Here is a 24518-nt window from a genome sequence, read left to right on the forward strand (position 1 = left end):
TTTTGTCGATCGCAATCGGCGGGCATCCTGACTTAGACAATTACTGCCTTTACAGTTGCGGGACAGTGTAGGACTTGCACCATACTTTCCCCGTTACCTCTAGTAGCTGATCCCTACCAGAACCGACCCCCTATCTTATAGCATTTCAACCAAATTGAATTGGATTCACGGCAGATTGAATTTAGGCTTTTCGCTCAGCAAGTAGTGAAGACGGCGATCGCTTCCTTAACATCCTTAAGTTTGCGCTCGGCGATGCCCGTGGTGAGAATTTCTTTGGCGCGATCGAGCCCAGACTGTAGATCGGCAGAAATACCATATAACCAGAGATAAAATCCACCATTCCAAATCGCAGACTGCATATATTCCGAGGGCTCGCCCTTGAGCGTAGACGCGATCGTTTGGGAAATTTCTAGTGCTTCCGCAATCTCCACATCTTTACCATGCAAGTTGTAGTCTCTGGCTGAAAGGGTCAATCGCTCAAACGCACCGCCACGGTGAATGCCAAGAATCGCGGTGCGATCGCGGGGTAAATCGACGCTTCCCTCTAAGCCTTTAATCGTGGCAAATTCAGTCACACCGCGCAGGGCAAATGCCTCGCGGATATTGGTTTCCGTAGGAGGATGTACAAACCCTGACACAGTTAGGGCTTTGCCTAGATAGGGAGCCCAAATTAGTTCTAGGGTAGCAAAGGGAGGTCTTTTTCCCACTTGCTCTCTAAATGGCACTATGCCCTGCGCCAAAGGAAAATGCCTGGGCAGATAGACAAAACCTAAATTTGTCTCGCTCAGGACTTGTCTCACCTGCGCTAAGGATAGCTGCTGCCAATTGACGCCTAAAGCCTGCCAGATATCGATCAGGGGTAAACCGTCCTTGGTGGGCATGCGATCGCCACCATGCAGGAGCGTGGGACAGCCTGCACTTGCCAAGATCAAACTTGCAATCGGACTGATGGGGGCTGTGCGCGATCTGCCATCATAGGGCGAACCCAGCACCAGTACGGTTCGCTTGGAATCAACCGCTTCGACTCTGCCGCCGAGATGGTCGTAGGCATCGAGCATACCAGCTAACTCAACACCCGTCGGTCGCTTAATGCGGTGGGCAATCATGAATGCGCCAATTTGTGCAGGTGTGGCTTCCTGCTCCAAAATCATCTTTGTGGCTAATTCTGCTTCTTGCCGACTCAGGTCTTTGCCTGTGTGTCTACCACTGCCAACCTTGCGAAGTAATTCACGAAAAACCTTACTCATACCCTTTGCCGTGATGTTGGATTAAATTCGTAGGTCGATCTATGTAATGAATCTACGGCTTACCAGTATGACATTACAAATGATTCGTTGGCATTGAAGCGATCTCGTGGTTGAATCTCCAGAAAAAGTTAGTGGGTCATGCGTTGGGGATTTGCAGCCAATAATTGGTTGCTAAGGGCTGACCTTGGGCTGGTATAAAATCCCTGCTCGCTGAGGATGCGATTTTTGGACTGGATTAACTCACAGGTCAACTTACGGAAATGATAGATTGGCGGAATTTGCAAGCGATCGCCTGTTGTTACCAAGACAATCTGACGGGTGAGCGTTGGCGCGACAATCTCGCGCACAGCTAACGAAGGATCGTTGCTCACATCTTTGAGAGCCGTAGCAGGTAAAAGCGCAATTAAGTCACCTTGTCGGATCACACCTCGAAAGGCATCCAGAGAATTAAGTTCTAGGACAGCATTGAGGTGCAGCCCCTGACGGTTAAATTGCTCCTGCACGAGACGTTGCAAACCGTAGCCATCCTTAAACACCACCTGATCGTGGCGATCGAGATCTTTCCAAGTTACTTGTTGGTGGCAGCTAAGAGGATGGTCAGCAGCCATCAGGACTTGGATTGACTCCTCATAGAGCAGATCGACCACCATCTCTGAGCTAGAGGTTAAAAAAGGATTATTCATCACCACAGCCAGATCGATCAGCCCGTCTTTGAGCACCTTGAGGGCGCGATCGCTGCCCAAGGTTGTTACCCGCAGTTGTACGTTGGGATAGGTTTTGGCAAAGCTCTGTAAAACAGGGGGCAATTGATAGGCACATGCTGAGGGAATCGCCGCCACACAAAGTTCCGTTTGCTTTCCTGCTTGCAAGTCATTTAGCTCTTGCTCGACATTTTTCCACTCTTGGCAGATTTTACGAGCATGGGGCAGCAGTCGCTCACCACCGATGGTTACCTTGGCACTGGCACCACGATGAAATAGCTGAATGCCTAAGCTTGCCTCTAAAGACTGAATTTGCCTGCTCACCGTAGACTGGTTGACATCACATTTTTGTGATGCCTGTTGAAAACTACCTGTCTCAACCACAGCTAAAAATGCTTGTAACTGCTCCAACCGCATGGAAACTTAAGGAATATTTGGGTAATTAAGAAAGTAAGGTTTTTTGCCGGGTGGTTTAGTACGGAATGATACATTCCCTTCCCTTTTAGCTATGTCCTTAGCTGCATTCGCGCCATCGCGATCGCTTGTATGCTTAGGGTGAGGATTTACGCAAAATTCAACCTATGAAAACGGTTTTGATCACTGGGGCATCGACAGGAATTGGTAAAGCAACGGCTTTGGAATTTCAACAAAGGGGATGGAATGTTGTCGCCACGATGCGATCGCCAGAAAAAAACACTGAACTCGCTAATCTTAGCCACGTTCTCTGTTTGCGCCTTGATGTTACCGATCTTGACTCCATTCAGCAGGCTGTAGAAACGACGATCGAAAGATTTGGAGCGATCGATGTTTTAGTGAATAATGCGGGCTATGGGCTGGTCGGAGTGTTTGAAGCTTCGGAGCGATCGCAAATAGAACGTCAGTTCGCCACCAATGTCTTTGGGCTAATGGATGTCACACGCGCCGTCCTCCCCCATTTTCGAGAACGGAAACAAGGTGCGATCGTCAATGTCGCTTCAATTGGTGGTCGTCTTACCTTTCCTCTCTATAGCCTCTATCATTCCACCAAATTTGCTGTCGAAGGTTTCTCAGAAGCCCTGCAATACGAACTCAAACCATTCCAAATCAGAGTGAAGCTGATCGAACCTGGTGCAATTAAAACGGATTTTTACAGTCGTTCCGCCGATATTATGTCTCGACCAGGATTAACTGCTTACGATCGCTTTATTGCCAAGGTTTTACCAAAAACAGAGAAGGCGGGAATGGATGGTTCTTCTCCTGAATCTGTAGCCCAAGTAATTTATAAAGCTAGTACAGATGGCTCGTGGAAGCTGCGCTACCCTGCGGGGAAAAATGCTGGCATGTTATTATTCCTTCGCAAACTTTTACCTGATGCCGCTTTTAGCGCTTTTATCAGACGTGTGCTAATTGATTGAGCCGAAAAATAGAGCGATTGTCATACATTGGTTAAGATGCTGACAAAAAACTTCGTGAACCCTTAATCAAGAGATTGCGCTCTTGTTCCCATATGATTATTGGCAAAATATCGGGGGCAGGATCGGAATGCACGATTTTAGCTACGATCGCGCTCTTTCGGGAAGTTACAGAAAAACTAGGAATGTATGAGATTAGAACTGATCGGACTTAGCATCGGGAGAGAGGAAAATTCCGATCGCATTGTGAATGGGAGCAACTGCATTAATATCGCGATCGATAATGCTGCCACCTAAAAAGAGAGAAGAGGAACTTCCACCATCGAGATTGAGCGCATCAACTGCACCGAGTTTCTTTAAGATGTCAGCAGTTTGCAGCAGACTAGGCAGAATACCCTCGGGGGTGGAATGAATGGTTGCCAAAATCAACTTTCCATCTTCTTTGGTTGTAGCGATCGCACTTCTGGTCGCGCCCTGCGTATCAAAGGGAGGACGAAATTGCTCTAGCATTGCATCTAAGACCACCTTCCCATTTTTTAATAACAAGGGCCCCGCACCGACGATATTCGCAAAGGTATTAAATGTTGTGGGTTTGGTCACCGATCGCCCCTTAAGCTGAACGCCCGGCATCAATTGCGACACCAACTCTGGAGATTGTCTCACCACAAGTACATAGCCATTAGTGGGAATGGGAACCTGTCCCTGACCCACCGCACCACCTTGATATTGAGAAACCACACGATCGCCTTGCACCGTAACCAAAACTTCATTCTCAGTTAGAGGTGTATAGACTGCTCCCCAAGGGGATGTGTATCGGGCTACACCGCGCTGCACATAGCCACTATTGAGATTGGTAAGCGTAATTTTTTGATTGTTGGAAGTTGTGATTTCCTCGGTGAACGACAAGCGATCCATAAATATTTCGCCCTTATCATTCCATGCGATCGCGCCCCTCGTCAGTACTGCCCCTGCTACCCAGCGATTTCCCTCGCGAATGAGACCGACGGGAAGGCGGCGATCGCGGTTAAAAAATCCGCCATTAATCGCTGCGGTTGCCTGCCACTGATCGGCGATCGTGCGTAAAGAACTAGTCCCCAACATGCCATTGGGATTGCTCCAGATCGGACGCATTCCCACCCCACGATGCTTTAGATCGAGGAGGAGATACACCACTGAAAAGCGCAGGGTTTTGGGGTCTTTCTCTGTCTTTGCATTGGAATTTGGCAGTGCCACGATACGCTCAATGCGACGCAAGCCCTCAGCCCAGAGAATATTGCTCCCTGTAGGAACATAACCCCGTTTGAAATCTACAAGGATGCGAGGAGGATCTGCTAGGGTTTCGATATGAGGCTGAAGTGTCTCTGTGGTTTGAATGCGGAGGATGGTTTGCTTGCTTTGACTTTGAATATCTACAGCACTAATCAGATTTCCTTTTTCGGCATTCACACCGGGTTTAATGCTTGGCGCTAGTTCCGCAGCCAAAATCAGACTCGTGACATTACCCTGTTGTTGAATTTGCCAAGGGGTACGGTTGCTCAGGTCAATGACAATGCGATCGCCTCCCTCTGGTTTGCTGCGTCGAATCGCCTGTACTGCCACGTCAGGTGTGAAGATTTGTAGAGTATTCCCAGAAATTTCTGTACGCCACTGCGGCGCGATCGCTTTGATGTCTAAAAAACGATGCTGAACGGGGCGATCGAAGGTGACCCGACTGTAAAAAGGACTAGAAAACCAACGCACGCGCTGTTGACCGACGCGATCGGAGTCCATCAGTTCTACACCCAAGGCACTGCCAACCCACTCATCTTGCAGGTATAAACTTTGCTGACCATCGCTTTCTACCCGTCTGATCCAGCGTCCAGTCCAAGGCTGACCGTTGAGTTGTACGACATTTCCCTGCTCTGGTAATGCCAAGCTGGGGGCAGCATCTGCAATCAAAATTGAACAAACACTGGCTGCGATGATGGTTGTTAGCGTCCGATGAGACATACGTTTACAAATTTGGACAAACAGCTAGCTCATAAGCTTGTGAGCGTACCAGTAAGCATGTTACAGGTCAAGCACAGCAAATACAACGGGCAGAAAAATCCTTCGTAAATCCCTAACGCCTTAATCTCAAGTTAAAATTTCCTTAACCAAAACTTAATCTACGATAACATTTGTGTATTACCGTAGTTAGTCTCTGAGGAAATGCCCATGAATTCTATGTTTGTCAATTCCCACGATTGGGTCAGTATTACGATGAGGCTAGCGTTCGCCTTGCTGGTGGGCTGCATCATTGGCATGAATCGCCAGCAAGGAGGAAGACCTGCTGGAATCAGAACCTTTATGCTGGTGAGTATGGGAGCGGCAATGTTTGTGATGATTCCCTTACAAGTGGAAGGAGACAGTCCCTATGCGACTGCTAATGCTTTAAGTCGCACGATTCAAGGAGTAACAACGGGGATTGGATTTTTAGGGGCAGGATTAATCTTGCAGCACACGCCTAAAGAGTCCAACGTTCCGAAGGTCAGAGGTCTAACTACAGCAGCAGCCGTATGGGCAGCAGCAGCACTAGGCGCGGCGATCGGCTGTGGTTTATGGCAGATGAGTTTAATCGCTCTATTACTGGTTATTGGAACGCTAGGTGGCGTTAAAGAGTTAAAGAAGGTGAAGCTGACACACTTTAAAATCTATAAACCAAGGAAAACAAAGGTTAAGACGGAGATCGACCCAAGCGATCGCCAGAGCTAGATTAGATGCTCAAGCGATCGTGCGGCGATCGCTTGAGCATTTATTCGGAAAGATCGCCGAAGCGATCGCGATATTTTTTTAGCAAGGCTTCAGCCATTGCCGCACGTTCTCGCGCAGTGGGATATCTATTTCCTTGGCGATCGTACCAATAGAGCCATTCACGTTCCCAACCATCGATATCGCCAAGAGCGCAACCAATTCCAAGTTCCACTTTTGGCAACCATACCATTTCTCCTCCTTCAGGTAAAAGTGAGATTGATGGCATCAGTTCGTACTTTCCATCAACTAACTTATATACTTCCAGAGATTGGTGATTTTTATAAAGCCCTCGTCTTCCACTGAGCGGATTGTAGATAACGTAATAGAGAATTCCTAAATTTTGATACTCTTCTAACTTGCGATCGTACTCACCGTTATATTGCTTAGAGATCACCTCAAGCACGAGAACTGGGAGAACTTTTTCCTCCCAAACCACGTAGCTCAAACGACCACCCTCGCCACTATACCTAGGAACACCTAATGCTAAAAAGCCATCGGGAACAACTGCTTTAGACTCCTCTGATTTGTCAAAATTGGGTTCGTAATAAACGCACATGTCTACACCCCAAAACCAATCAGAGCGCTCTGCCCAAATTTCTCTCAATAAGTTCAGCAAGAGATTTGGAATATCGTTTTGGAGTTCGTTATCCACAGGGGTTTCGTCAGAGTCAGGCAATTCCTCAGCAGTTGGTAAATGGCGGTATTCTGAAGATACTGTAAACATGATTTTGGCATTTTTACGTTAGCCTTATTCTGTCATAGTTTTTTGTTTCTTGGCAGCATGAAATCGCCCACTAACTCGTGAGAGGAGTGAGTCCAAATCATTTTGGGTAGCTTGAAATTTAACGCTGAGGGACTGTTTCCCATGCTGCGATCCCTAATTGGGCAAACATTGAGGCATCGTCATCGATACTGGGATTTACAGTCGTCAGCAATTTTTCGCTACTAAAGATAGAATTTGCCCCTGCCATAAAACAGAGCGCCTGATCGGTTACGCTGAGGCGATGCCGACCTGCGGATAGACGCACGATCGCTTTGGGCATGAGAATACGAGCAGTGGCGATCGTGCGCACGAGTACGATCGGTTCGACGATCGCAGCATCACTCAAAGGCGTGCCCTCTACAGGAGAGAGGGCATTGATCGGCACAGATTCGGGTTGGGGGTTGAGGTTTGCCAAGGTATGCAGCAGTTCGATCCGATCTTGCTCGCTTTCGCCCAAGCCAACAATGCCACCGCAACAGACTTGAATGCCCTCGGCAGCAACTGCTTCGATTGTCTTTAAGCGATCGCTGTAGGTACGGGTCGTAATAATCTCAGGATAAAAATTTGCTGAGGTGTCGAGATTGTGGTTATAGGCAGTCAACCCCGCTTCAGCCAAACGTTTGGCTTGATCTGGGCGCAACATCCCCAAGGTGACACAAGCCTCCATGCCTAGATCGGCGACGGCACTTACCATCTCTAGCACGCGATCGAACTCTTGCCCATCTGGGACTTGTCGCCATGCCGCCCCCATACAAAAGCGCGTCGAGCCATTTTCTTTTGCCGTTTTTGCCTGCTCGATCACGGTTTCGAGGGGTAGCAGGGGGTAATTCTCGATCTCGGTGTCATATCGCGCACTCTGCGGACAATATTTACAATCCTCGGGGCAGCGACCAGATTTGATATTGGATAGCGTACAAAGCTGTACGGCATCGGTTTGGTGGTGCTGTCTGTGAATCGTTTGGGCATCAAACACCAGCGAGACCAGCGGTTGGCGATAAATCTGTTGAACCTGTTCTAGAGAGACCAAGATTATTCCCTGAAATAAAAAATACTATGAACGCAAAAAAAGGGCGCATTGAGTGCGCCCCAAATTTTAGCAAAATCTGGTAGCAAAATTTTTAGGAAAAGCTAGCCTTAATAAACCTGCTCGACTTCGCCAATGTCGGGGATCGACTCTCTGAGTTTGCGTTCGATCCCCATTCTAAGGGTCATGGCAGAACTAGGGCAAGTGCCACAAGCACCTTGTAGTCTTAATCTCACCACTGGTCCTTCTACCTCAACCAGCTCGACGTTGCCACCGTCAGCCAATAGGTAAGGGCGTAACTCGTCTAAAACATTTTCAATATTTTCCGATGTTAGTTCTAAAGCCATATTGCACCTCTTGTATGATTTTCTACATCTATGCTAATCCAAAAAAACGCGAATCGTGAATCCCCCCTCTGCTTTCGTCACTTTCCCTTGACAAGGGGAGTCTGGACAGGGCAAGACTGGGTGGGGTGCGATCGCTAACCCATTATGAGTCTCCCCATCCTTTATTCTTTTCGACGTTGTCCCTATGCTATTCGCGCCCGTATGGCACTGCGCTATGCAGCGATCGAGTACGAGTTGCGAGAAGTTTCCTTAAAAAATAAGCCTGCGGAAATGCTGGCAATTTCCCCAAAAGGCACAACTCCAGTCCTGCAACTAACCGATGGTCGCGTTTTAGAAGAGAGCCTCGATATTATGGAATGGGCAGTGGAACAGCACGATCCCGATCGCTGGAATCACCTATTGGAAATATCGCGGTTGCTCGGCAAAAAGTTAATTACGATCAACGATCTGGAATTCAAACAGGCACTTGATCGCTACAAATATGCCAATCGTTTCCCCGAAGCAACTCAGGAAACCTATAGAAGTCAGGCGGAAACCTTTTTACAAACTTTGGAAAGTTTGCTGAGCCAACATGCCTTTTTGCTCGGCGATCGCATTTCCCTTGCCGATATTGCGATCTTTCCATTTATCAGACAGTTTGCCCAAGTCGATCTGGAATGGTTTCAATCGACATCCTATAATCATTTGCAGCAATGGCTCAGCGGGCACGAGCATAGTATGTTATTTCAAGAGGTCATGCAAAAGGTTCCCGTATGGGTTCCTAAATCGTGAGAATCCCTAATGAATAAACCATTGAGCAAATCCAGAAGTAAAACTTTAGTATGGCTTATTGTTACTTGCTTAACGTTGGTAGGAGTAAAAGTTTTTCAAGTCACAATTTTGTGCATCCAAATTTTTGGGGTCATCATTTGGATGCTAAGTCAGTCTTTTGTAATTGCCCCGTTTGTTTTGGCGATTATTTACCTTCGGCAGCAGTTTAAAACAGTAAAATTTCTGGCTTTGATTCCTTTAGCGATCGCAACATTAACGACTCTAATTGTTTATCTTATCGACCCGATCGTTACAGACTTCTATATTTATTTACCGATGCGGCAAAGCGCGATCGCACGATTTACAGCGATGCCAAATAGCCCGAACCTAACTTATCAAGAAGATTTTTGGTTAGGGCGGATTCGAGCTAAAAAAGACGCACAGAGAATGGAAATTGTTTTCCCTAGATATACTTTTGGCATGGGGGATGGAGGGGCAGCTTTCATCTATCGTTCTGACGATCGCGATATTTCTATGACTAGAACGGAATATCAGAAATTTAGACCCACGCAACCCGAATTTCCAGTGCCACCAACTTTTAAAAAAATTCGACGGATTAGCGATCGTTGGTTTTGGCAGGAGGAAGAGTGGTAAAGACTTACAATGAAATAAATCCGAGTAGGGGTAAGCATTGGGGTGTCTATCTCATGATTTTACTATAACCCAAATCTTCCGAATGCTTTGCCCTCTTTGGAAATCAAAATCCATCAATTACCTTTATGATAAAAAAGGTGCGTGATAAAATCAATGAACGAGCGAGATCGAAAAGTGCAAGATTTGAATACAACGGAGAAACTGCAAAACCCATTGGAACATGTTGTAATCGCAGCGTTTTATCACTTTGCAGATTTGCACGACTATCAGGAAATCTGTCCGATCCTAAAATCCTTTTGCGATGCGCGGAATCTTAAGGGAACAATTTTATTGGCGCGAGAAGGAATTAACTCGACGATCGCAGGCAGTCGTGAGGGTATTGATGCTTTGCTCGATTATTTGCGCTCTGACCCCAGACTACAAAGCTTAGAGCATAAGGAATCCTACAGCGATCGCGTCCCGTTTCAGCGACTCAAGGTGCGGCTAAAAAAAGAAATTGTCAAAATGGGCGTGCCTACGATCAATCCTACGCGCACGGTGGGAACCTATGTGGAGCCAAAGGATTGGAATGCTTTAATCTCCGATCCGACAACGATCGTGATTGACACAAGAAATAACTATGAAGTCGAGTTGGGTACGTTTGAGAGAGCGATCGATCCCAATCTGGAGATTTTTAGCGAATTTCCCAGCTATGTGGAACAAAATCTGGATCCTGAATCCCACCCAAAAATTGCCATGTTCTGTACGGGTGGCATTCGTTGCGAGAAAGCCAGTGCGTTTATGTTAGAGAAAGGCTTTACTGAGGTCTATCACCTCAAAGGTGGCATTCTGAAATATTTTGAGGAAGTACCTCCCGAAGAAAGTCTCTGGCAAGGAGAATGCTTTGTGTTTGACGATCGCAGGAGTGTTGATGCCCACCTATCGCCCCAATATAGTATCCCAACATCAGAACAACGTAGCAGCAACCCACAGGAATGAATTACCCCACCCTAACCCTCCCCTTGTAAAGTGGGAGGGAACAAGATTTCTTTTCTTCCCCCTTGTAAAGGGGGAAGAAAAGGGGGTGAATGAGAATCAGCCCTTAATGCAAACAACCTGCTTGAGCGTTGCGACAACTTCCACCAAATCCGCCTGATTTTGCATCACTTGGTCGATGGACTTGTACGCAGATGGAATTTCATCAATCACACCTTCGTCTTTACGGCATTCCACACCCTGAGTTTGTTCGATCAGGTCATCTAGGGTAAATTGCAGCTTCGCTTTATTGCGAGACATCAGCCGACCCGCACCATGGGAACAAGAACAGTAGCTTTCAGTGTTTCCTTTTCCTTTGACAATGAAAGACTTTGCTCCCATCGATCCAGGGATAATGCCATAGTCCTCGGTGCGGGCACGTACAGCACCCTTACGTGTGACATAGACATCTTCACCAAAATGAACTTCCTTCTCTGCATAGTTATGATGACAGTTGACTTCTAGCAGAGACTTCGTTAATTTACCTCCAGCAAGGTGTTTCTCTACTATTTTTTTAAAGCGAGCCATCATCACATCACGGTTAAAGCGAGCGTAGTTTTGCGCCCATTGCAAATCGTGCCAGTAAGCATGGAACTTAGGAGATTGCGCCACAAAATATGCCAAATCTGGATCGGGCAAGTAAGTGTTGGTCATCTTCGCTAAATCCTTAGCTGTGCTGATATGGCACTGCGCCATGATATTGCCGATACCACGAGAGCCAGAGTGTAGCATCAGCCATACTTTCCCCTCTGTGTCGAGACAAACTTCGATAAAGTGATTGCCGCCACCCAGAGAACCGAGTTGCCGCATGGCTTTACCCAACTGGTCTTGCACGCCAGGATGAAGCTGTTTAAATTCGTTCCATTCCTGCCAGTTGTGTACGGATTTTTCGATTTCCTTATTATCATTAAAGCCCACGGGAATCGCAGCTTCTAGATCTAGGCGAATCTTTTTGAGCTTCCCTTCTAGTTGCTCTGCCTTAAATGGAGTCTCGATCGCAGCCATGCCGCAACCAATGTCAACGCCCACCGCCGCAGGAATAATGGCATCTTTGGTCGCCACCACGGAACCAACCAACGCACCCTTTCCCAGATGTACGTCTGGCATGAGGGCAACGTGCTTGAAAACAAAGGGTAAGGAGGCAACATTCTTTGCCATCTTGACTTCTTCATGCCCTAGTTCATGATTTGCCCAAGACAGCACGGGACTAGGGGTAGATAATTCGAGCTGTTCGTAAGGCATTGCTTTGTCCTTTTAGTTTCCTTATAGTTAATGTATTGCGCTCATACTACAGCATACTACAAAATTTGACAAGGCTTATGTAACTTGACATGCTCGGTTGATTTGATAGCGATCGCCAATAATTTGCAAAGTTAAGCATTTGCACCACAATTTTTAAACGCCTCTCAAAAAATCTCTGTAAACAAAGGCTTTAGGATCGTGGATTTATTAAGGTGCTGTTCTTTAGAAATAATGGGCATTCTAAAATAATGACTCTACACCATTAGAATTGCAGGTAATTTAGTTCACGATCCTTACCATCTTTGATTGATTTCTCCATTCAAAACTTAGACAAGCATCACGATTGAGATCCCCGACTTTTTTTGTAAATTTGTAGAGTCTGTTTGATAGCGTAGAAAAAGTCGGGGATCTGTGCATTTATAATTTCCCCTCTTTCTTTTCTACTTTTTCCTTGTCCACGGGTAACAAGAGCGTTGCCTCGATCTCATCGCGGACTTGTTTACTGACGTAGCTGCGGTTCATGCATTGAACAAGGAGACGATTGGCTTCGTAGTACTTTTCTAACAGTTTCACTTGCTCATCATCATCAGTAAATTGCCAATCGTGACCGATATTGCGGCGATTGAAACGTACTTGACTTAATTCGCGCTTCCATTGCTCTCCATTATTTTCCCACCATTGGTAAAACTCTTCTCGATTCGTACTCAACTTATCCTTGAATGCTTGTAGCGCCTGTCGCAAAACGTCGTCACCCATTGCAAGAGCACGATCAAGGTCAAGAGTAAAATCACGATCATTGTCTAAGTTGATTTTGTGAGCGATGTCATAGGCAATGTCAATATCAAGATCAGGAGTCGAGTCAAGGTCAAGATCGATGGCATTGTCGATGCCAATGTCAATGTCGAGAGCTAAATCGAGATTGAGAGCATAACACCCAACATAAGCGTAATAAGCTCTTACAGCAGCATCTTTATACTTTGTCTTGACTAAATCAGTCTTCTGCTTTGCCCAAAGCAAAAATTCTTGCAACTTCTCATTCCCTACTAACATTCCATCAATGTAATATTTCATCGATTGCAAGAAGTCATCTGATCGCCTCAGCATTTCTGCAACCAATAAAAAAACCTCCTTCCATCGTGGTTCTTTGATATGCAGCATAAGTGTTTCGAGCTGTCGCTCACGTTCGATTTCTCGTGCAGTAAAATATTCTTGAAAAGTTAAATGGGAAAAAGAATAAATGTTTCTAGCTCGCTCCACCAACAAACCGTGATGGTGCTCAATCGCTTTCAACACCACTTCACTATCAAGGCGCAACGCTTCAGGATCGGCAGAGGCTTCGGGCAAGTTGCAAATATAGTCCTTGATTTGGCGTTGCAAATCTTCTTGTCGAAAGAAATATTCACCATTTACAAAGGTATTAAAAGCAATCTGCCCTAGCATATCCTCTTTATTTTGTGGCGAAAGATGCTTGTAGATTTGCTCCCGTTCAATATTGCGCTTGGCATCCCACTTTTTCATCAGCACTTCCAAACCTTCCTTATACAGTTCCGAGCGCTTCGGCGGGAAGTCGTTGCGTTCCCCAAACACTAGGCATAGTAGTGTCAACAACAAAGGGCTTTTCGCCAATTCTTTTACAGGCTCATTATCCTTTAGCCTCTTTAGCAATCGTTCTGCTTTTAATTCATCTTTCTCTCGAAACCAATTATTTACAAACGTCTTAATCTGCTGATCGTCAAAATCAGCAATTTCCACCTCTGTAAATTGCTCAAATTGATATTCTCTTGCGGCAATCCGACAGGTGATCGCAAAGCGATTGAGATGCTACTAAAAGCATAATTACAACTAGGTATTTCATGTTGCTCATTCATTTCTTTTTAAAGTGCGAAGACTTTTTGGTCTTGACGGTCGCATTACTTCAAATGCATTTTGAAAAAGGCTTCCAACTTATCAAAAGGGATCAAATCGGTTTTGTCGTATAGATCAACGTGTCCAGAGTTTGGAACAACGACTAGTTCTTTAGGTTCGGCTGCACGTTTGTAGGCATCTTCGCTAAACTCTTTTGAGTGAGCCTGATCACCCGTAATGAAAAGCATCGGACGAGGGGAAATCGTTTCTATGTCATTAAAGGGATAGAAGTTCATAAACTTAGTGTTACTGCTTAGAGTCGGATGCGTAGTCAGTAAAGGCGAACTTCCCTTTGGCGTATACTCACCTCTCGAAGTGCGGTAAAAATCAAAAAACTCACGCTGAATAGGATGTGTGTTGTCATCTAATTTATGCACAGTCCCACTTGTGTACTTGATTTCACCGCCCGTAAATTCCACATAACGCTGCTCCGCAGCCTCCGCTATAATTTTCTTCCTCTGTTCAAGGGTTTGGGAAAGATTAAGCGCATTACGGTTGGCTGCGCCCATGTCATACATACTGACAGTTGCGATCGCTTTCATTCGAGGGTCAATTTTTGCGGCACTGATCACAAAGCTGCCACTGCCGCAAACTCCAATTATGCCAATTCGGTTGCGGTCAACAAACGGGCGTGTGCCAAGAAAGTCAACTGCTGCGCTGAAGTCCTCAGCATAAATATCGGGCGCGACAACATTGCGCGGTTCACCCCCACTTTCGCCCCAGAAGGACAGGTCAAGAGATAAAGTCACAAATCCTCGTGCAGCCATATTTGCCGCATAAATGTTAGCGCTTTGCTCCTTCACCGCCCCCATCGGATGCCCCACAATGATGGCAGAATGTTTTTGATTCTTGTCCAGATTCTTAGGAACAAAAAGATGTCCCACAACATTCATTTTGTATTGGTTCTTAAAAGTAACCTTATACATTGTAATGGTATCGCTAACCTTAAAGGTTGTGTAGTCCTTTGGATTTACTTGTTCCATTTCTTGTTTTTTTATTGATTGTTCATTTGATTGTGCTTGTGCGAAAGGCTGTCCCATCATAACCACTGTCATTACTCCTAAAATCAATACCTTTTTCATGTTTATCACTCCTTGCTTTATGGACATCGTTTTATCATTTGATTTAATTCTAATGGGACAAAAGCAAATACCGTGAGGACATTTCACAAAAAAAGTAGGACAATCCTCTAAAATCTAGTGTGTCATGTGCTAAAAAGAAGCAGTGTCTTTAACATAAATGTATGAACCAAAAAGAAGTGGAATTAGAAAAGAAAAAGATGCAAATCAATCAGGAAGAACTGATTGAGAGAATGACTCGGATCGCTTCTAAAAATAGCTTGTTGGAAGTATTTTCGGGTGTTTTCATCTATCAGTCATCGAAACCAACCGAGAGTGACATATCTGTTTTAAAACCAGCTTTTTGCGTGATTGCCCAAGGCAGCAAGAATGTTCTTCTGAATGATGAACTATTCCACTATGATTCTGGTCATTATTTAATCTCGACTCTGGATCTACCGATTAGGAGTAATGTAGTCGAAGCATCTGAGGAAAAGCCATATTTAAATTTGAGGATAGACCTCGATCCCGTACTTGTCGCTTCCGTGATGATTGAATCGAATATAGAAGCAAAAAAAAGCAACGCAAAAGTCAAAGCAATGGATGTCAGTCCAGTAGATGCTGATTTGCTTGATGCGGTCGTCAAATTGGTTAAACTTTTGGACAAGCCAGACGAGATGAAATTATTTGCACCGTCTATTATCCGCGAAATCATTTACCGACTCTTAAAGGGTAGACAAGGTGAGCGATTGAGCCATCTAGTTATTGCCGAAGGCGACACCCAACGTATTTCGAGAGTAGTTAAGCAACTTCGAGAGAACATTGATCAGCCGTTAAAAATTGATGATATAGCCCGCGAATTGGGTATGAGCGTGTCAGGCTTTCACAATCATTTTAAATCGGTCACGGCAATGAGTCCCTTACAGTTCCAAAAGCAAATAAGGCTTCAAGAAGCGCGTCGTCTTATGCTTGGTGAAAATATGGATGTTGCCAGTGCCAGTTTCCGCGTCGGATACGAAGATTCATCGTATTTCAGTCGAGATTATAAAAAATTATTCGGGACTCCCCCACTTCGTGACATCGCTAAGCTGCGTGGCAGTTTAGGACAATGAGAATTGGGCAGGTCTATTGGCACAAAAGACTCATCCAAAGTTGCTCACTCACCTAGAAATCACGGCTGATAATAATAGCGATCGCCTTGTAGAGATAGATTGTTGATGCGATTGCTTAAAGTAGGATATATGGAAAACTAGCTAATGCGTCATCGTATGACAATAGATAACAGCCGAACTGGCAAACGATACTTCTTAACGATAGAAGGATATCGAGAGCAATGGCAGTCATTTTGGCATGTTGCTGTTTCTGAAGGAAAACCCAGCCAAAATCCAATAGTTATAGTAGATGCGACCAGCGCTTATGAAGCTTTCGCTAAAGCCAAAGACTTGATCGAAGATGAAGATGAGGATGTTATTGGTGTGGATTGGCAGTATGAGTATCCACTCCCTCCTTGGCTTCTCGAATAGCGGGTGTTCGATCGAGTTGTCTTCGGGTTTGTGGATGATTTAGCGATCGCAATTATTTTTCAGATAGTACCAACGCAATGCACCGAACACTTGTAGGATTTTGAAAACACCGTAAAACAATAGACTGAAATGTCTAACTACAGAAGATCGGCGATCGCAGGCAACAGTTTCATAGCTTTGAGATAGATCGATGATGCGATCGTCAAGGTAGGTAGAAGCATAAATAAGAGCTTGTCGAATGTCTTCCTCTTCTAATTCAGGAAACTCTTGATAGAGTTCGCTGCGATCGGGGTAAGTTGCTAGTAGCTCAAGGACTCGACGAACTGTCAGCCTCAGGTTGCGAATACAAGGCTGTCCGTTAATACGATTAGGATTTCTGGTAATACGATCTAGTTTCATTACTTTTCAGATGAATTTTGGGTTAAAGGGAGATAGAATGAATCATTAATTCAGCCAGTGTCATATTTGGGAATCGAGATTCGTATTGCTCACTATCCCCCTTACACCTCAAAGTACAATCCCATTGAGCATCGTTTATTTCCCCATATCTCTCGGGTTTGTCAGGGGGTGATTTTTGATAGTGCCAAACTGTGCAAGAACTGATGGCAACTGCAACCACTCGTAAAGGGCTCAGGGTCTTTACGACTGTCATTGACAAAACCTATGAAACAGGTCGAAAGGTTGCTGAAGACTTCAAATCCAATATGAAAATTGTCTTCGATGATTTTTTGCCACAATGGAATTATACCGCTAAGCCAGAATTATAGGTTATTTAATCCATGTTCCCAGATGGAGTGACCTCCAAACTTAAACTGGCATTCTTGAAATTGTTAAATCGATTAGAGGTTAATTTTATAAAAACTTCACAAAAGTCGGTCGCGATCGAGTCTACGCCTTCATCAACTCCTGTTGATGCATCTAATACGATTCCCGCGATCGTCAACAGTCCAACTGTTGGGGCAATTCTCGCTTTCGCCGTTCTAGTGCGCGTCATCCTAGACCGTCCATCATCAGGCAAACAGTAGGAGCGTGTTTGAGAAGTTCTTGGTGCTTCGTTTTAGGGTTCGATCCCCCTCAGCCCCCCTGAAAAAAGCTACCGTGTACACACAAGTCCACCCAGATTGGATTTAAAGCTGAACTGAGAAATTTTAGGCTCTTGAAACCTTGATTTCTCGTTCACTATTCTCAATAAGCCTTGCGCTATTGAGAATGAGTAAATATCCATAAAAACCTTGTATTGCATGGGTTTCACGACTTGTGTGCACAGCTTTTTTACTTGTGTGTACACCGTAGCTGAAAAGAGGGGGGAGAATATCTTAAAGAGTTATCACTGGATGGTGGCTGTCATAAATGGGAAGTGCGAATGAGCGATCGATTGTTGTTCCTCATAACTGAGGAGTGTAATGCGATCGCTCGTGAAATCATAGTGAATCGATTGATGCTCAAACTCTGCCCAAGCCAGCTTGAAATTTTGTTCGCCCAGATCGCGGGATGCCACGGTTACATGTGGAACAAAAGCACGAGTTTTTGCCTGTGGATCGACCAGATTCATCGTTTTTTCAAGATGTATGGCGAGATTGGCTCGCATCGTCAGGAGCTCTGGAGACTTGACCGCCACATAAATCACACTGGGCGCAAAGGCAGAAAATCCAGATATCGTGATGGGAATGGAATGGTGACTAGAAGCGAATTCCTCTAGATATTTCGTTAAGGTCGAGACATCTTCAGTCGCACCATCTAGCGGAAGTTCAAAGGGAGGTTGTACGGTGATATGAGGTGGCGAATTAAGAGCCCCTCGGCTTTGGTAGCGATCGCGGAAATCCTGCCTAATCCGATCGATCTCGGCTTCAATAGGCTCAGGCAGAAGTAGTGCAATAAAGAATCGCTGTTTTGATGCTTCAGCTTTAGGAACATCAGACATAAGAAATTCTCAGCTAGGTTTTACGGATCGAAACTGGTTTGCTAGGGCGAATAGCGGGTGCAGCGAGTAAATTGGCAAAAGCTAGATCGCGATCGCCCAGGGTTTCATAAAAGAAGAAAGAAAAGCCTTGAAAATTGCGATCGCGGGTTGCCTTAACCTGACTTTCAATCAACTCCATCGCCACATTTTGAACGCGTAAACCCGCTAAAACCCCAATTCCGACAGGAATCTTTTTACGAATCTCTCGTAACTCAGGACTTTCTAACTCATTCACAAATTCAGCCATCTCGGAACGATAGACCTGTACGATCAGTTCGTTGATAAATCCCAGATCGACCCAGCGATACCAATCTTGGAGGTAGTGCTGGTAAGAGAAAGCTCTAGGATTAGGAGAGAGAGAAATTAAGCAATTAGGTTTGGTGGTTTTGATCGAGGCGAATATCTTCACCATCAGATCTGTCACAAAATGCGATCGCCAGCGCGTCCATTCTGGATCGTTGATATCTTCGGGTGGGCGTTTGCCGTTGTGTTCTTTTTGATAGAGTGCGATCGTGTAGTCATCGTAGCCAAGCTCAGCAGGCATCCCAAAATGATCGTCAATTTGAATGCCATCCACATTATATTTGGTGACGACTTCCATAATTAGATCGACAAGCAGTTTTTGCACTTCAGGTCGTAAAGGATTGAGCCAAACAAAACGATGTTGCCCTCGTTCGCCATAAACAAACACCTTGGAGCCATCCTTGCGACTAGTCAACCATTCGGGATGCAGTCTTGTGAGTTCGGCTCTCTCTTCGGACATTAGCCCAAACTCAAACCAAGGAATTACGGCTAGTTTCTGCTCGTGACCCAGTTCGATCGCTTCCGCTAACATATCTCGCCCCTGCCATTCTGGAATCGGAGAGACTGCTTTGCCAAAGGTATTCTCAGCGACTACGCTAGGATAGAGGGTATATCCCTCATGCCAAACCGTAGGATAAATCGTATTAAAATTGAGGCGCTTTAGGCGTTGAACTGCCTGACTGAGTTTATCCCGCGAAAAGAGAACATCACTATCTACATTGGTCAGCCATACCCCTCTCAGTTCCGATGCAGATTTGGAATCAGGGTCTGGAGGTTGTGCCGCCGCCCAAAAGAAGGAATTAAAAAAGGGAAGGTTTGTCATAAGCGCGATCGCCAAGCCCAACCAGAGCGAAACAAGCGATCGTAAAGGTCTCTGCCAAGTTTTTATGTGAAGTTTTTTCATGACGATTAAGCCGAGCAAACCCTGAATTTACGAATTTCAGAGTTCTCCTTTTTCCATAAAGATCTGAGTTAGCACTTTACCTCGAAGGGTGTCGTCATGCAAGATTTGTGCGACCGTAACAAAAAGCGAAAATCACGATATAGATGCGATCGTAAATGAGTTTCAATTAATTTGTAGCGCAGGCATCTTGCCTGCACGAACCCAAAAACCACAATTACGATTAAAGATAGCTATAGATGCGATCGCAACCACCATAAACAAGGATAATTAACGTCAGTTCGGGATAAGAAAACCTGAAACGCTATACATCCCAAGGATCCCCCCCAGCCCCCCTTGAAAAAAGGGGGGAGAACTCACTTGTCCCCCTTAAAAAAGGGGGATGCCCGATAGGGCAGGGCGATTAAACCTCTCGGTTCCAGCAAGTTGGCTTGCTTTGTTCCGAAATTCTTAACCCGAACTCAGGTTAATTAAATTTATTTCTTGGTCTATGGACAATCTTGTTAAACCCTTAACCCTTGCCTTACTAACCCAAACAGGCGAACAGGCTAGTTTAAGTCCGCGACTGCGGCAAAATCATAACCTGCACAAACTTTCCGACCACGTGCAACGCTTTGTCAATGTGCTTCAGCCTGGAACCTACGTGCGCCCCCATCGCCACCTTCGCGGAGAAGGGAAAAACGGTTTTGAATTATTCGCTGTGCTTCAGGGGGAGATCGGATTGATAATTTTGGATGAGACTGGCCATGTGCAGAGTCACTGCCGCATAGGAGGCGATCCTTGGGGCTTAGAACTGGCAGAGGGGGTCTATCATACTCTGGTGGCTCTTCAACCAAATACGGCGATTTTAGAAATTAAGGAAGGTCCCTATGAACCGACCTCAGACAAGGATTTCCTCCCCAACTTCCCTTTTGAAGGAACTATAGAGGCGGCAGAACTGGTGCATCTTTGGACGGGGTACTTTAGCCATGCTGGTTGAAACGACCTCCTGCCCTATAAGCGGCGATACGAATCCTGAAGGGAATCGCTGTTTCAGCAGACTCTAAATAACGTCTATCAAGAAATTGCTAAATGGGAAGATCGGGAACATTTTACCCGATATTTCGTCTCCGAACCACTTTATTAAGCTTGAGTCGATCCTATGAAAAAAATACTTCTACTCAGTTGTATCTTGCTCACAGCTAGCTGCAATAGCGATGTACCTTCACCAAATTCTTCTCAAGGTAACACTTCATCCCCAATAGCAACGATCGCTTCACATTCATCAACAACTCCATCAACGACTCCATCAACATCCAGCAGCTCAGCAGGAATGTCTACAAATACACCTAATGGAAATATTCAATCGGCAAAGGTCACTGAAATTTTAGATGGGCAACAGGTATTTATCCGCGATCGCCAAGCAGCCATTGATGATATCGCCAAATCGCAAGAACAAGTTCGCACAGGTGAGTCCCGTGCTGAGTTGTTGTTTAACAATGACGCGATCGCGCGCCTCAGCAAAAATTCTCTTTTAACCATCGGACAGTGCGGTGCTCAACTTCAACGTGGCAGTGTCTTGATCGATGGCGCAGTTCCTACCTGTACCTCCTCAATGGTTGCGGCAGTACATGGCACCACCTACATCCTAGAGGCTGATGAACAGGGAAACGATCAAATTCAGGTTTTAGAGGGTGAAGTTGAAGTTACGCGTAAAGACGAACCCCAAGCTCAGATCCAAGTGGTTAGAGGTGGGGAACGATTTCGCGTATTAAGGCAACAAAAACGAGCAGAACTTCAAAAAATCTCGCAGACAGAGTACGAGACCTTATTGAACAGTCCTTTGGTAAAAGATCACAAGCGCGAACTGCCTGGACGAGAAAAGATGAAGGCTAAGTTTCAACAACTTTTCCCTAATGCAAAACCAGTTCTAGAAAGAAAAAAAGACTTGAGAAACGATCTAAAACATCCTGAGATTCAGAGAAGATAAACAGACTCAGGTAAATTTAGATCCTAGCGAGCGTACATCGAGCGTGCTGACGAGCTTAATTCTCATCCCTTAGAGCGAAGAAAAGATGACTCTTTTAGGATAAGCTCCGCCGCGCTGAAAAACTTGACCTATCAGATAAAATCGCGATCGCGTTGAAAACCGAACCCAGAAAACAGGAGAATCTCAAGAAAACGAGCTTCGAGGCAAGCCATAGTTTAAAAGTTTTGTCTGTTACATTTCCAGATTAATCAGCTTTCAGCTCTTTGAGCGTTTAACGCTATCCATCAACCGAATGCTTAACGTTTCTAGAATTATGCAGCCATTACTTCTACTTCTTGATTTGCCTCAACATAGGCAACAAAACCGTCGAAACTATCAAAGATAGCAAAGGCGCGATCGCTCTTGGAAATCTCTAGGATTAGTTTTACAGAGACTTGGAGAGAGCAGAGTGACAAGTTGCTACCATGGGATCTCAAAATTCTGCGTGCTTCTAAAAGTGCTGCCAGACCATTGCTATCAAGAAAATCAACTTCTTGCATATCTAGGGTGAGTAAAGGCATCTGTTGAGAATTAACCATGGCATTAATCGAAACCCATGATTCAATCTTCTGAAGCAGTTCAATGCCTTCTGCGCGATCGAACCGATTGCAGGTGAGTCTCATAGCATAAGCTTGGCTATTGCTGAATACTCGACGAAAGGTGGCGCTATCAGGTCTGGATTGGATTTTCATATTGCCTCGCATTGAACTAAATAATTGAGAAAGGAATCTAGAAAAGATAGAACTTTAAAATTAGTTTTAAGTTATCTAGATTCCATTCACCTATTATTCACGTAAAAAAAAAATGCACAATCTCCAATAGGTATAAAAAGTTAGTGAAAGGTTGTATGAAAAGTTATACAAAAGTTAGTTCCTAGCAAATCTAGATAACCTAGGTTTAACCCATAGGGGAATCCCGCACTGAAACCAAGAAAGAATAAGGGTTTCAACTTTTGTGAAACTAATTTCGACCAATTGATAGATATATTTTTTATGAGGGACAGCTAAAACAATCCCAAAATTTTCACAAAAATATCTGCGTAAGGGGTGAGATCCGACGCAAAAGTTATTTTTTAACTGGCAAAGCACTCTCTACATAACCGAGTAGTTAGCGATCGCGAATGGTTCTAAAAGCTAACTTTTAGATTAAATCCGCTGGAAGTCTAAGCTAAAACCGTTGATTTACAAGGGTTTCATGGCATCCTTCCATGCCGCGATCGTAACTGCGATTCCTGTATAATCAACTACCAAATCGGTAAATATAACTTTTGTAACCTCTACAGCCTCTGTTTTTAACGAGGGTAATTCAAGGCTAAAACCTTCGATCCCAAATTACATTTTGCATAATCGCATTTTGCATCTTTGCGCCTTGAAACACCGCATCTTGTAGATAAGCCCGACTTAAATCGGCTCCTCTAAGATCTGCGTCTCTCAAATCAGCATTTCTTAAATCTGCTCCCTTAAGATTTGCTCTGCGGAGATTTGCTTTATGCAGATCTGCGCCCTTAAGATCGGCAGAACTCAGATCGGCTCCACTTAAATTTGCGCGACAGAGTTTAGCAGACTTGAGATTAGTCTTGCAGAGTCTAGCTCTACTAAAATTAACCTTATGCAAGTCTCTTGCACTCAAATCTGCCCCCGACAGATCGACATCAGAGAATTCAACTCTGCCTGCTTTATACAGTTGTAAGAGTTCACTGGCATCCATTGGTTTGCCCTAAAAAGCTTAGACGCTCGCTTTACAATTTATTGACTTACTAGAAATCACTCAGTTGATGAATGATCTATTCTTTACTTTTCAAAAACATCAAGATCCATAGCCATCGAACCACCTCGTTCTAACTCTACTAACATAGTTCCCAATTGTCTCCAAACAAAATAAGCACTGCCCAAGGTTAAGGGAATTGCGACAGAATAAGCTAACCCAGAAGGAAACCCAAAAACCTCTAGCCCAGAGGATAGAAACACACCCACACATAGGGTGATACCTAAGTAGGGGATTTGTATACTGATTCCCTTTAGCTGGAGGAGGGTACGCGAGGTTTTACGTTCTGCCCATTCTTGTACTAGTTCCCTCAATGTGGCTTCAAATGCTCTACCGCAGGCTAACCCCGCAATTAGAGAAACGATGAATAATAGGTAAGGAGGATCGGAAGGAAAATAGTAACTGACAGCAGATGGCATTGTGAATTTTATTGTGGAAGTAAGTTTTCGTTAATCAGTCAATTAGCTTAAAAGTGACTGAGAGTTTCATCCTATCAGTATAGGCTTTATCTTGTCTTTAGATTTAAGCGCAAGCATTGAATTTTCGAGAACATCTATGCCCAAAGGCACAGCAAAAAGCCCAAAGGCGCAAAAAAAGGGGGTAATCCCCTTTAAACCTGAAACTATTCTCAATAGAATTCCAATAAACTCCCTAATCCCCGATTCTGAGGGCGCAATTCCCTTGAAATTTGAGAACAATTTCGGAAAAGATGTTACCTTCCCAGAGTTGACTAGCGTTGTGGTCGCATTTGTCCTAATTTCGCTCGTTGCTCAGCCGTAAGAATCGCATTAATCTGTTGATAGGAATTTTGCTGAATGGCACGAATTTTTTGTTTTTGTAAAGCCGTAAGCTGAATTGATTTCATCATATCTTTAAGGTTTTGCCCTGACTGCCTTGCTTGCAGAACTTTTGCTCGTTGTTCGCTGGTAAGAACAGCGTCAATCTTTTGGTGCATATCTTTTCTAATCGTCCGCACCTGCTGTTTTTGCGCATCTGTGAGATTGAGTTCTCTGATTTTGTCGCCGCCTTGTTTGATCTTATCGCTGGTGACTGCCTGAGATGGTCGGCTCTCTGGTAATAATTCTGGTAATAATGTTGAGGCGATCGCTGGGAGCGTTGCATTGAAACCAATTGTACCTAGTAGACTACGGCGTAAAAATGTCTACCGTTAAACTGCCAGAGCCTTTCCTT

General features: G+C 44.8%; 25 protein-coding genes, 2 pseudogenes and 1 riboswitch. Of the genes and pseudogenes, 11 read left to right on the forward strand and 16 right to left on the reverse strand.

Going from position 1 to position 24518, the window contains the following annotated elements:
• Positions 1 to 142, reverse strand: a riboswitch (cobalamin riboswitch).
• A 52-nt stretch (positions 143 to 194) separates the two neighbouring features.
• Together V2H45_RS07735 and V2H45_RS07740 are read right to left on the reverse strand one after the other, a co-directional pair.
• Positions 195 to 1247, reverse strand: a complete 1053-nt coding sequence (locus V2H45_RS07735) for an anthranilate phosphoribosyltransferase family protein (RefSeq protein WP_330483052.1) — start codon at positions 1245 to 1247, stop codon at positions 195 to 197.
• Between the two features lie 128 nt (positions 1248 to 1375).
• Complete coding sequence (locus V2H45_RS07740; protein ID WP_330483053.1) at positions 1376 to 2365, reverse strand: LysR family transcriptional regulator; 990 nt, start codon at positions 2363 to 2365, stop codon at positions 1376 to 1378.
• A gap of 164 nt (positions 2366 to 2529) precedes the next feature.
• Here V2H45_RS07740 and V2H45_RS07745 point away from each other — a divergent pair, with 164 nt between their 5' ends.
• Positions 2530 to 3342: an SDR family oxidoreductase gene (locus V2H45_RS07745; RefSeq protein ID WP_330483054.1), complete on the forward strand. Its 813-nt coding sequence runs from the start codon at positions 2530 to 2532 to the stop codon at positions 3340 to 3342.
• Positions 3343 to 3534: 192 nt separating this feature from the next.
• Here V2H45_RS07745 and V2H45_RS07750 read toward each other — a convergent pair whose 3' ends face one another.
• Positions 3535 to 5328, reverse strand: coding sequence for a phosphodiester glycosidase family protein (locus V2H45_RS07750; RefSeq protein ID WP_330483055.1), 1794 nt, complete (start codon positions 5326 to 5328; stop codon positions 3535 to 3537).
• 216 nt (positions 5329 to 5544) lie between these two features.
• On the opposite strand from V2H45_RS07750, the gene V2H45_RS07755 reads away from it, so the two are divergent.
• Positions 5545 to 6072 carry an MgtC/SapB family protein gene (locus tag V2H45_RS07755; RefSeq protein ID WP_408648752.1) on the forward strand — a complete coding sequence of 176 codons (528 nt, stop codon included), beginning with the start codon at positions 5545 to 5547 and terminating at the stop codon, positions 6070 to 6072.
• Between the two features lie 40 nt (positions 6073 to 6112).
• Here V2H45_RS07755 and V2H45_RS07760 read toward each other — a convergent pair whose 3' ends face one another.
• The 3 genes from V2H45_RS07760 to V2H45_RS07770 form a co-directional block, all read right to left on the reverse strand.
• Positions 6113 to 6835, reverse strand: coding sequence for a Uma2 family endonuclease (locus tag V2H45_RS07760; protein ID WP_330483057.1), 723 nt, complete (start codon positions 6833 to 6835; stop codon positions 6113 to 6115).
• Between the two features lie 118 nt (positions 6836 to 6953).
• Positions 6954 to 7901: a biotin synthase BioB gene (bioB, locus tag V2H45_RS07765; RefSeq protein WP_330483058.1), complete on the reverse strand. Its 948-nt coding sequence runs from the start codon at positions 7899 to 7901 to the stop codon at positions 6954 to 6956.
• A 107-nt stretch (positions 7902 to 8008) separates the two neighbouring features.
• The gene (locus V2H45_RS07770) at positions 8009 to 8245 is read right to left on the reverse strand and encodes a NifU family protein (protein WP_330483059.1); all 237 of its coding nucleotides are present in this window, start codon (positions 8243 to 8245) and stop codon (positions 8009 to 8011) included.
• A gap of 144 nt (positions 8246 to 8389) precedes the next feature.
• Between V2H45_RS07770 and V2H45_RS07775 the strand changes: the two genes are divergently transcribed.
• From V2H45_RS07775 to trhO, 3 genes are all read left to right on the forward strand, one after another.
• The gene (locus V2H45_RS07775; protein WP_330483060.1) at positions 8390 to 9016 is read left to right on the forward strand and encodes a glutathione S-transferase; all 627 of its coding nucleotides are present in this window, start codon (positions 8390 to 8392) and stop codon (positions 9014 to 9016) included.
• A gap of 141 nt (positions 9017 to 9157) precedes the next feature.
• Complete coding sequence (locus V2H45_RS07780) at positions 9158 to 9649, forward strand: hypothetical protein (RefSeq protein ID WP_330483061.1); 492 nt, start codon at positions 9158 to 9160, stop codon at positions 9647 to 9649.
• A gap of 153 nt (positions 9650 to 9802) precedes the next feature.
• Entirely contained in the window at positions 9803 to 10627 is an 825-nt protein-coding gene (gene trhO, locus V2H45_RS07785) for an oxygen-dependent tRNA uridine(34) hydroxylase TrhO (RefSeq protein ID WP_330483062.1), read from the forward strand.
• A gap of 96 nt (positions 10628 to 10723) precedes the next feature.
• Here trhO and V2H45_RS07790 read toward each other — a convergent pair whose 3' ends face one another.
• From V2H45_RS07790 to V2H45_RS07800, 3 genes are all read right to left on the reverse strand, one after another.
• Entirely contained in the window at positions 10724 to 11905 is a 1182-nt protein-coding gene (locus V2H45_RS07790; protein ID WP_330483063.1) for an RtcB family protein, read from the reverse strand.
• A 417-nt stretch (positions 11906 to 12322) separates the two neighbouring features.
• The gene (locus V2H45_RS07795) at positions 12323 to 13657 is read right to left on the reverse strand and encodes an NACHT domain-containing protein (protein WP_330483064.1); all 1335 of its coding nucleotides are present in this window, start codon (positions 13655 to 13657) and stop codon (positions 12323 to 12325) included.
• Positions 13658 to 13815: 158 nt separating this feature from the next.
• The gene (locus V2H45_RS07800; RefSeq protein ID WP_330483065.1) at positions 13816 to 14892 is read right to left on the reverse strand and encodes an alpha/beta hydrolase; all 1077 of its coding nucleotides are present in this window, start codon (positions 14890 to 14892) and stop codon (positions 13816 to 13818) included.
• 161 nt (positions 14893 to 15053) lie between these two features.
• On the opposite strand from V2H45_RS07800, the gene V2H45_RS07805 reads away from it, so the two are divergent.
• Positions 15054 to 15980 (forward strand): AraC family transcriptional regulator, encoded by a 927-nt coding sequence (locus tag V2H45_RS07805; protein ID WP_330483066.1) that lies wholly within the window; start codon positions 15054 to 15056, stop codon positions 15978 to 15980.
• Positions 15981 to 16136: 156 nt separating this feature from the next.
• On the forward strand, positions 16137 to 16391 hold the full coding sequence (locus V2H45_RS07810) for a hypothetical protein (protein WP_330483067.1): 255 nt from the start codon (positions 16137 to 16139) through the stop codon (positions 16389 to 16391).
• A 159-nt stretch (positions 16392 to 16550) separates the two neighbouring features.
• Here the strand turns inward: V2H45_RS07810 and V2H45_RS07815 are convergent.
• Positions 16551 to 16790, reverse strand: a pseudogene (locus tag V2H45_RS07815) (DUF433 domain-containing protein); the annotation flags it as partial.
• A 57-nt stretch (positions 16791 to 16847) separates the two neighbouring features.
• Between V2H45_RS07815 and V2H45_RS07820 the strand changes: the two are divergent.
• Together V2H45_RS07820 and V2H45_RS07825 are read left to right on the forward strand one after the other, a co-directional pair.
• Positions 16848 to 17158, forward strand: a pseudogene (locus V2H45_RS07820) (ISAzo13-like element transposase-related protein).
• 12 nt (positions 17159 to 17170) lie between these two features.
• Positions 17171 to 17416: a hypothetical protein gene (locus tag V2H45_RS07825; protein ID WP_330483069.1), complete on the forward strand. Its 246-nt coding sequence runs from the start codon at positions 17171 to 17173 to the stop codon at positions 17414 to 17416.
• Between the two features lie 302 nt (positions 17417 to 17718).
• Here the strand turns inward: V2H45_RS07825 and V2H45_RS07830 are convergent, their stop codons facing one another.
• Both V2H45_RS07830 and V2H45_RS07835 read right to left on the reverse strand, forming a co-directional pair.
• On the reverse strand, positions 17719 to 18312 hold the full coding sequence (locus tag V2H45_RS07830; RefSeq protein WP_330483070.1) for a 2'-5' RNA ligase family protein: 594 nt from the start codon (positions 18310 to 18312) through the stop codon (positions 17719 to 17721).
• 13 nt (positions 18313 to 18325) lie between these two features.
• Positions 18326 to 19558, reverse strand: a complete 1233-nt coding sequence (locus V2H45_RS07835; protein ID WP_330483071.1) for a glycoside hydrolase family 10 protein — start codon at positions 19556 to 19558, stop codon at positions 18326 to 18328.
• A gap of 487 nt (positions 19559 to 20045) precedes the next feature.
• Between V2H45_RS07835 and V2H45_RS07840 the strand changes: the two genes are divergently transcribed.
• Together V2H45_RS07840 and V2H45_RS07845 are read left to right on the forward strand one after the other, a co-directional pair.
• Positions 20046 to 20534, forward strand: a complete 489-nt coding sequence (locus tag V2H45_RS07840) for a WbuC family cupin fold metalloprotein (RefSeq protein ID WP_330483072.1) — start codon at positions 20046 to 20048, stop codon at positions 20532 to 20534.
• A gap of 162 nt (positions 20535 to 20696) precedes the next feature.
• A complete protein-coding gene (locus tag V2H45_RS07845) occupies positions 20697 to 21524 on the forward strand; it encodes a hypothetical protein (RefSeq protein ID WP_330483073.1) in 828 nt (275 codons plus the stop codon).
• A 311-nt stretch (positions 21525 to 21835) separates the two neighbouring features.
• Here V2H45_RS07845 and V2H45_RS07850 read toward each other — a convergent pair whose 3' ends face one another.
• From V2H45_RS07850 to V2H45_RS07865, 4 genes are all read right to left on the reverse strand, one after another.
• Complete coding sequence (locus V2H45_RS07850; RefSeq protein WP_330483074.1) at positions 21836 to 22255, reverse strand: STAS domain-containing protein; 420 nt, start codon at positions 22253 to 22255, stop codon at positions 21836 to 21838.
• Positions 22256 to 22874: 619 nt separating this feature from the next.
• On the reverse strand, positions 22875 to 23270 hold the full coding sequence (locus tag V2H45_RS07855) for a pentapeptide repeat-containing protein (RefSeq protein WP_330483075.1): 396 nt from the start codon (positions 23268 to 23270) through the stop codon (positions 22875 to 22877).
• A gap of 83 nt (positions 23271 to 23353) precedes the next feature.
• Positions 23354 to 23746: a hypothetical protein gene (locus V2H45_RS07860; protein WP_330483076.1), complete on the reverse strand. Its 393-nt coding sequence runs from the start codon at positions 23744 to 23746 to the stop codon at positions 23354 to 23356.
• A gap of 311 nt (positions 23747 to 24057) precedes the next feature.
• Positions 24058 to 24282 (reverse strand): hypothetical protein, encoded by a 225-nt coding sequence (locus tag V2H45_RS07865; protein ID WP_330483077.1) that lies wholly within the window; start codon positions 24280 to 24282, stop codon positions 24058 to 24060.
• Between the last annotated feature and the right edge of the window lie 236 nt (positions 24283 to 24518).

The organism is Tumidithrix elongata BACA0141 (genome assembly GCF_036349135.1).
GTDB lineage: Bacteria > Cyanobacteriota > Cyanobacteriia > Pseudanabaenales > Pseudanabaenaceae > Tumidithrix > Tumidithrix elongata.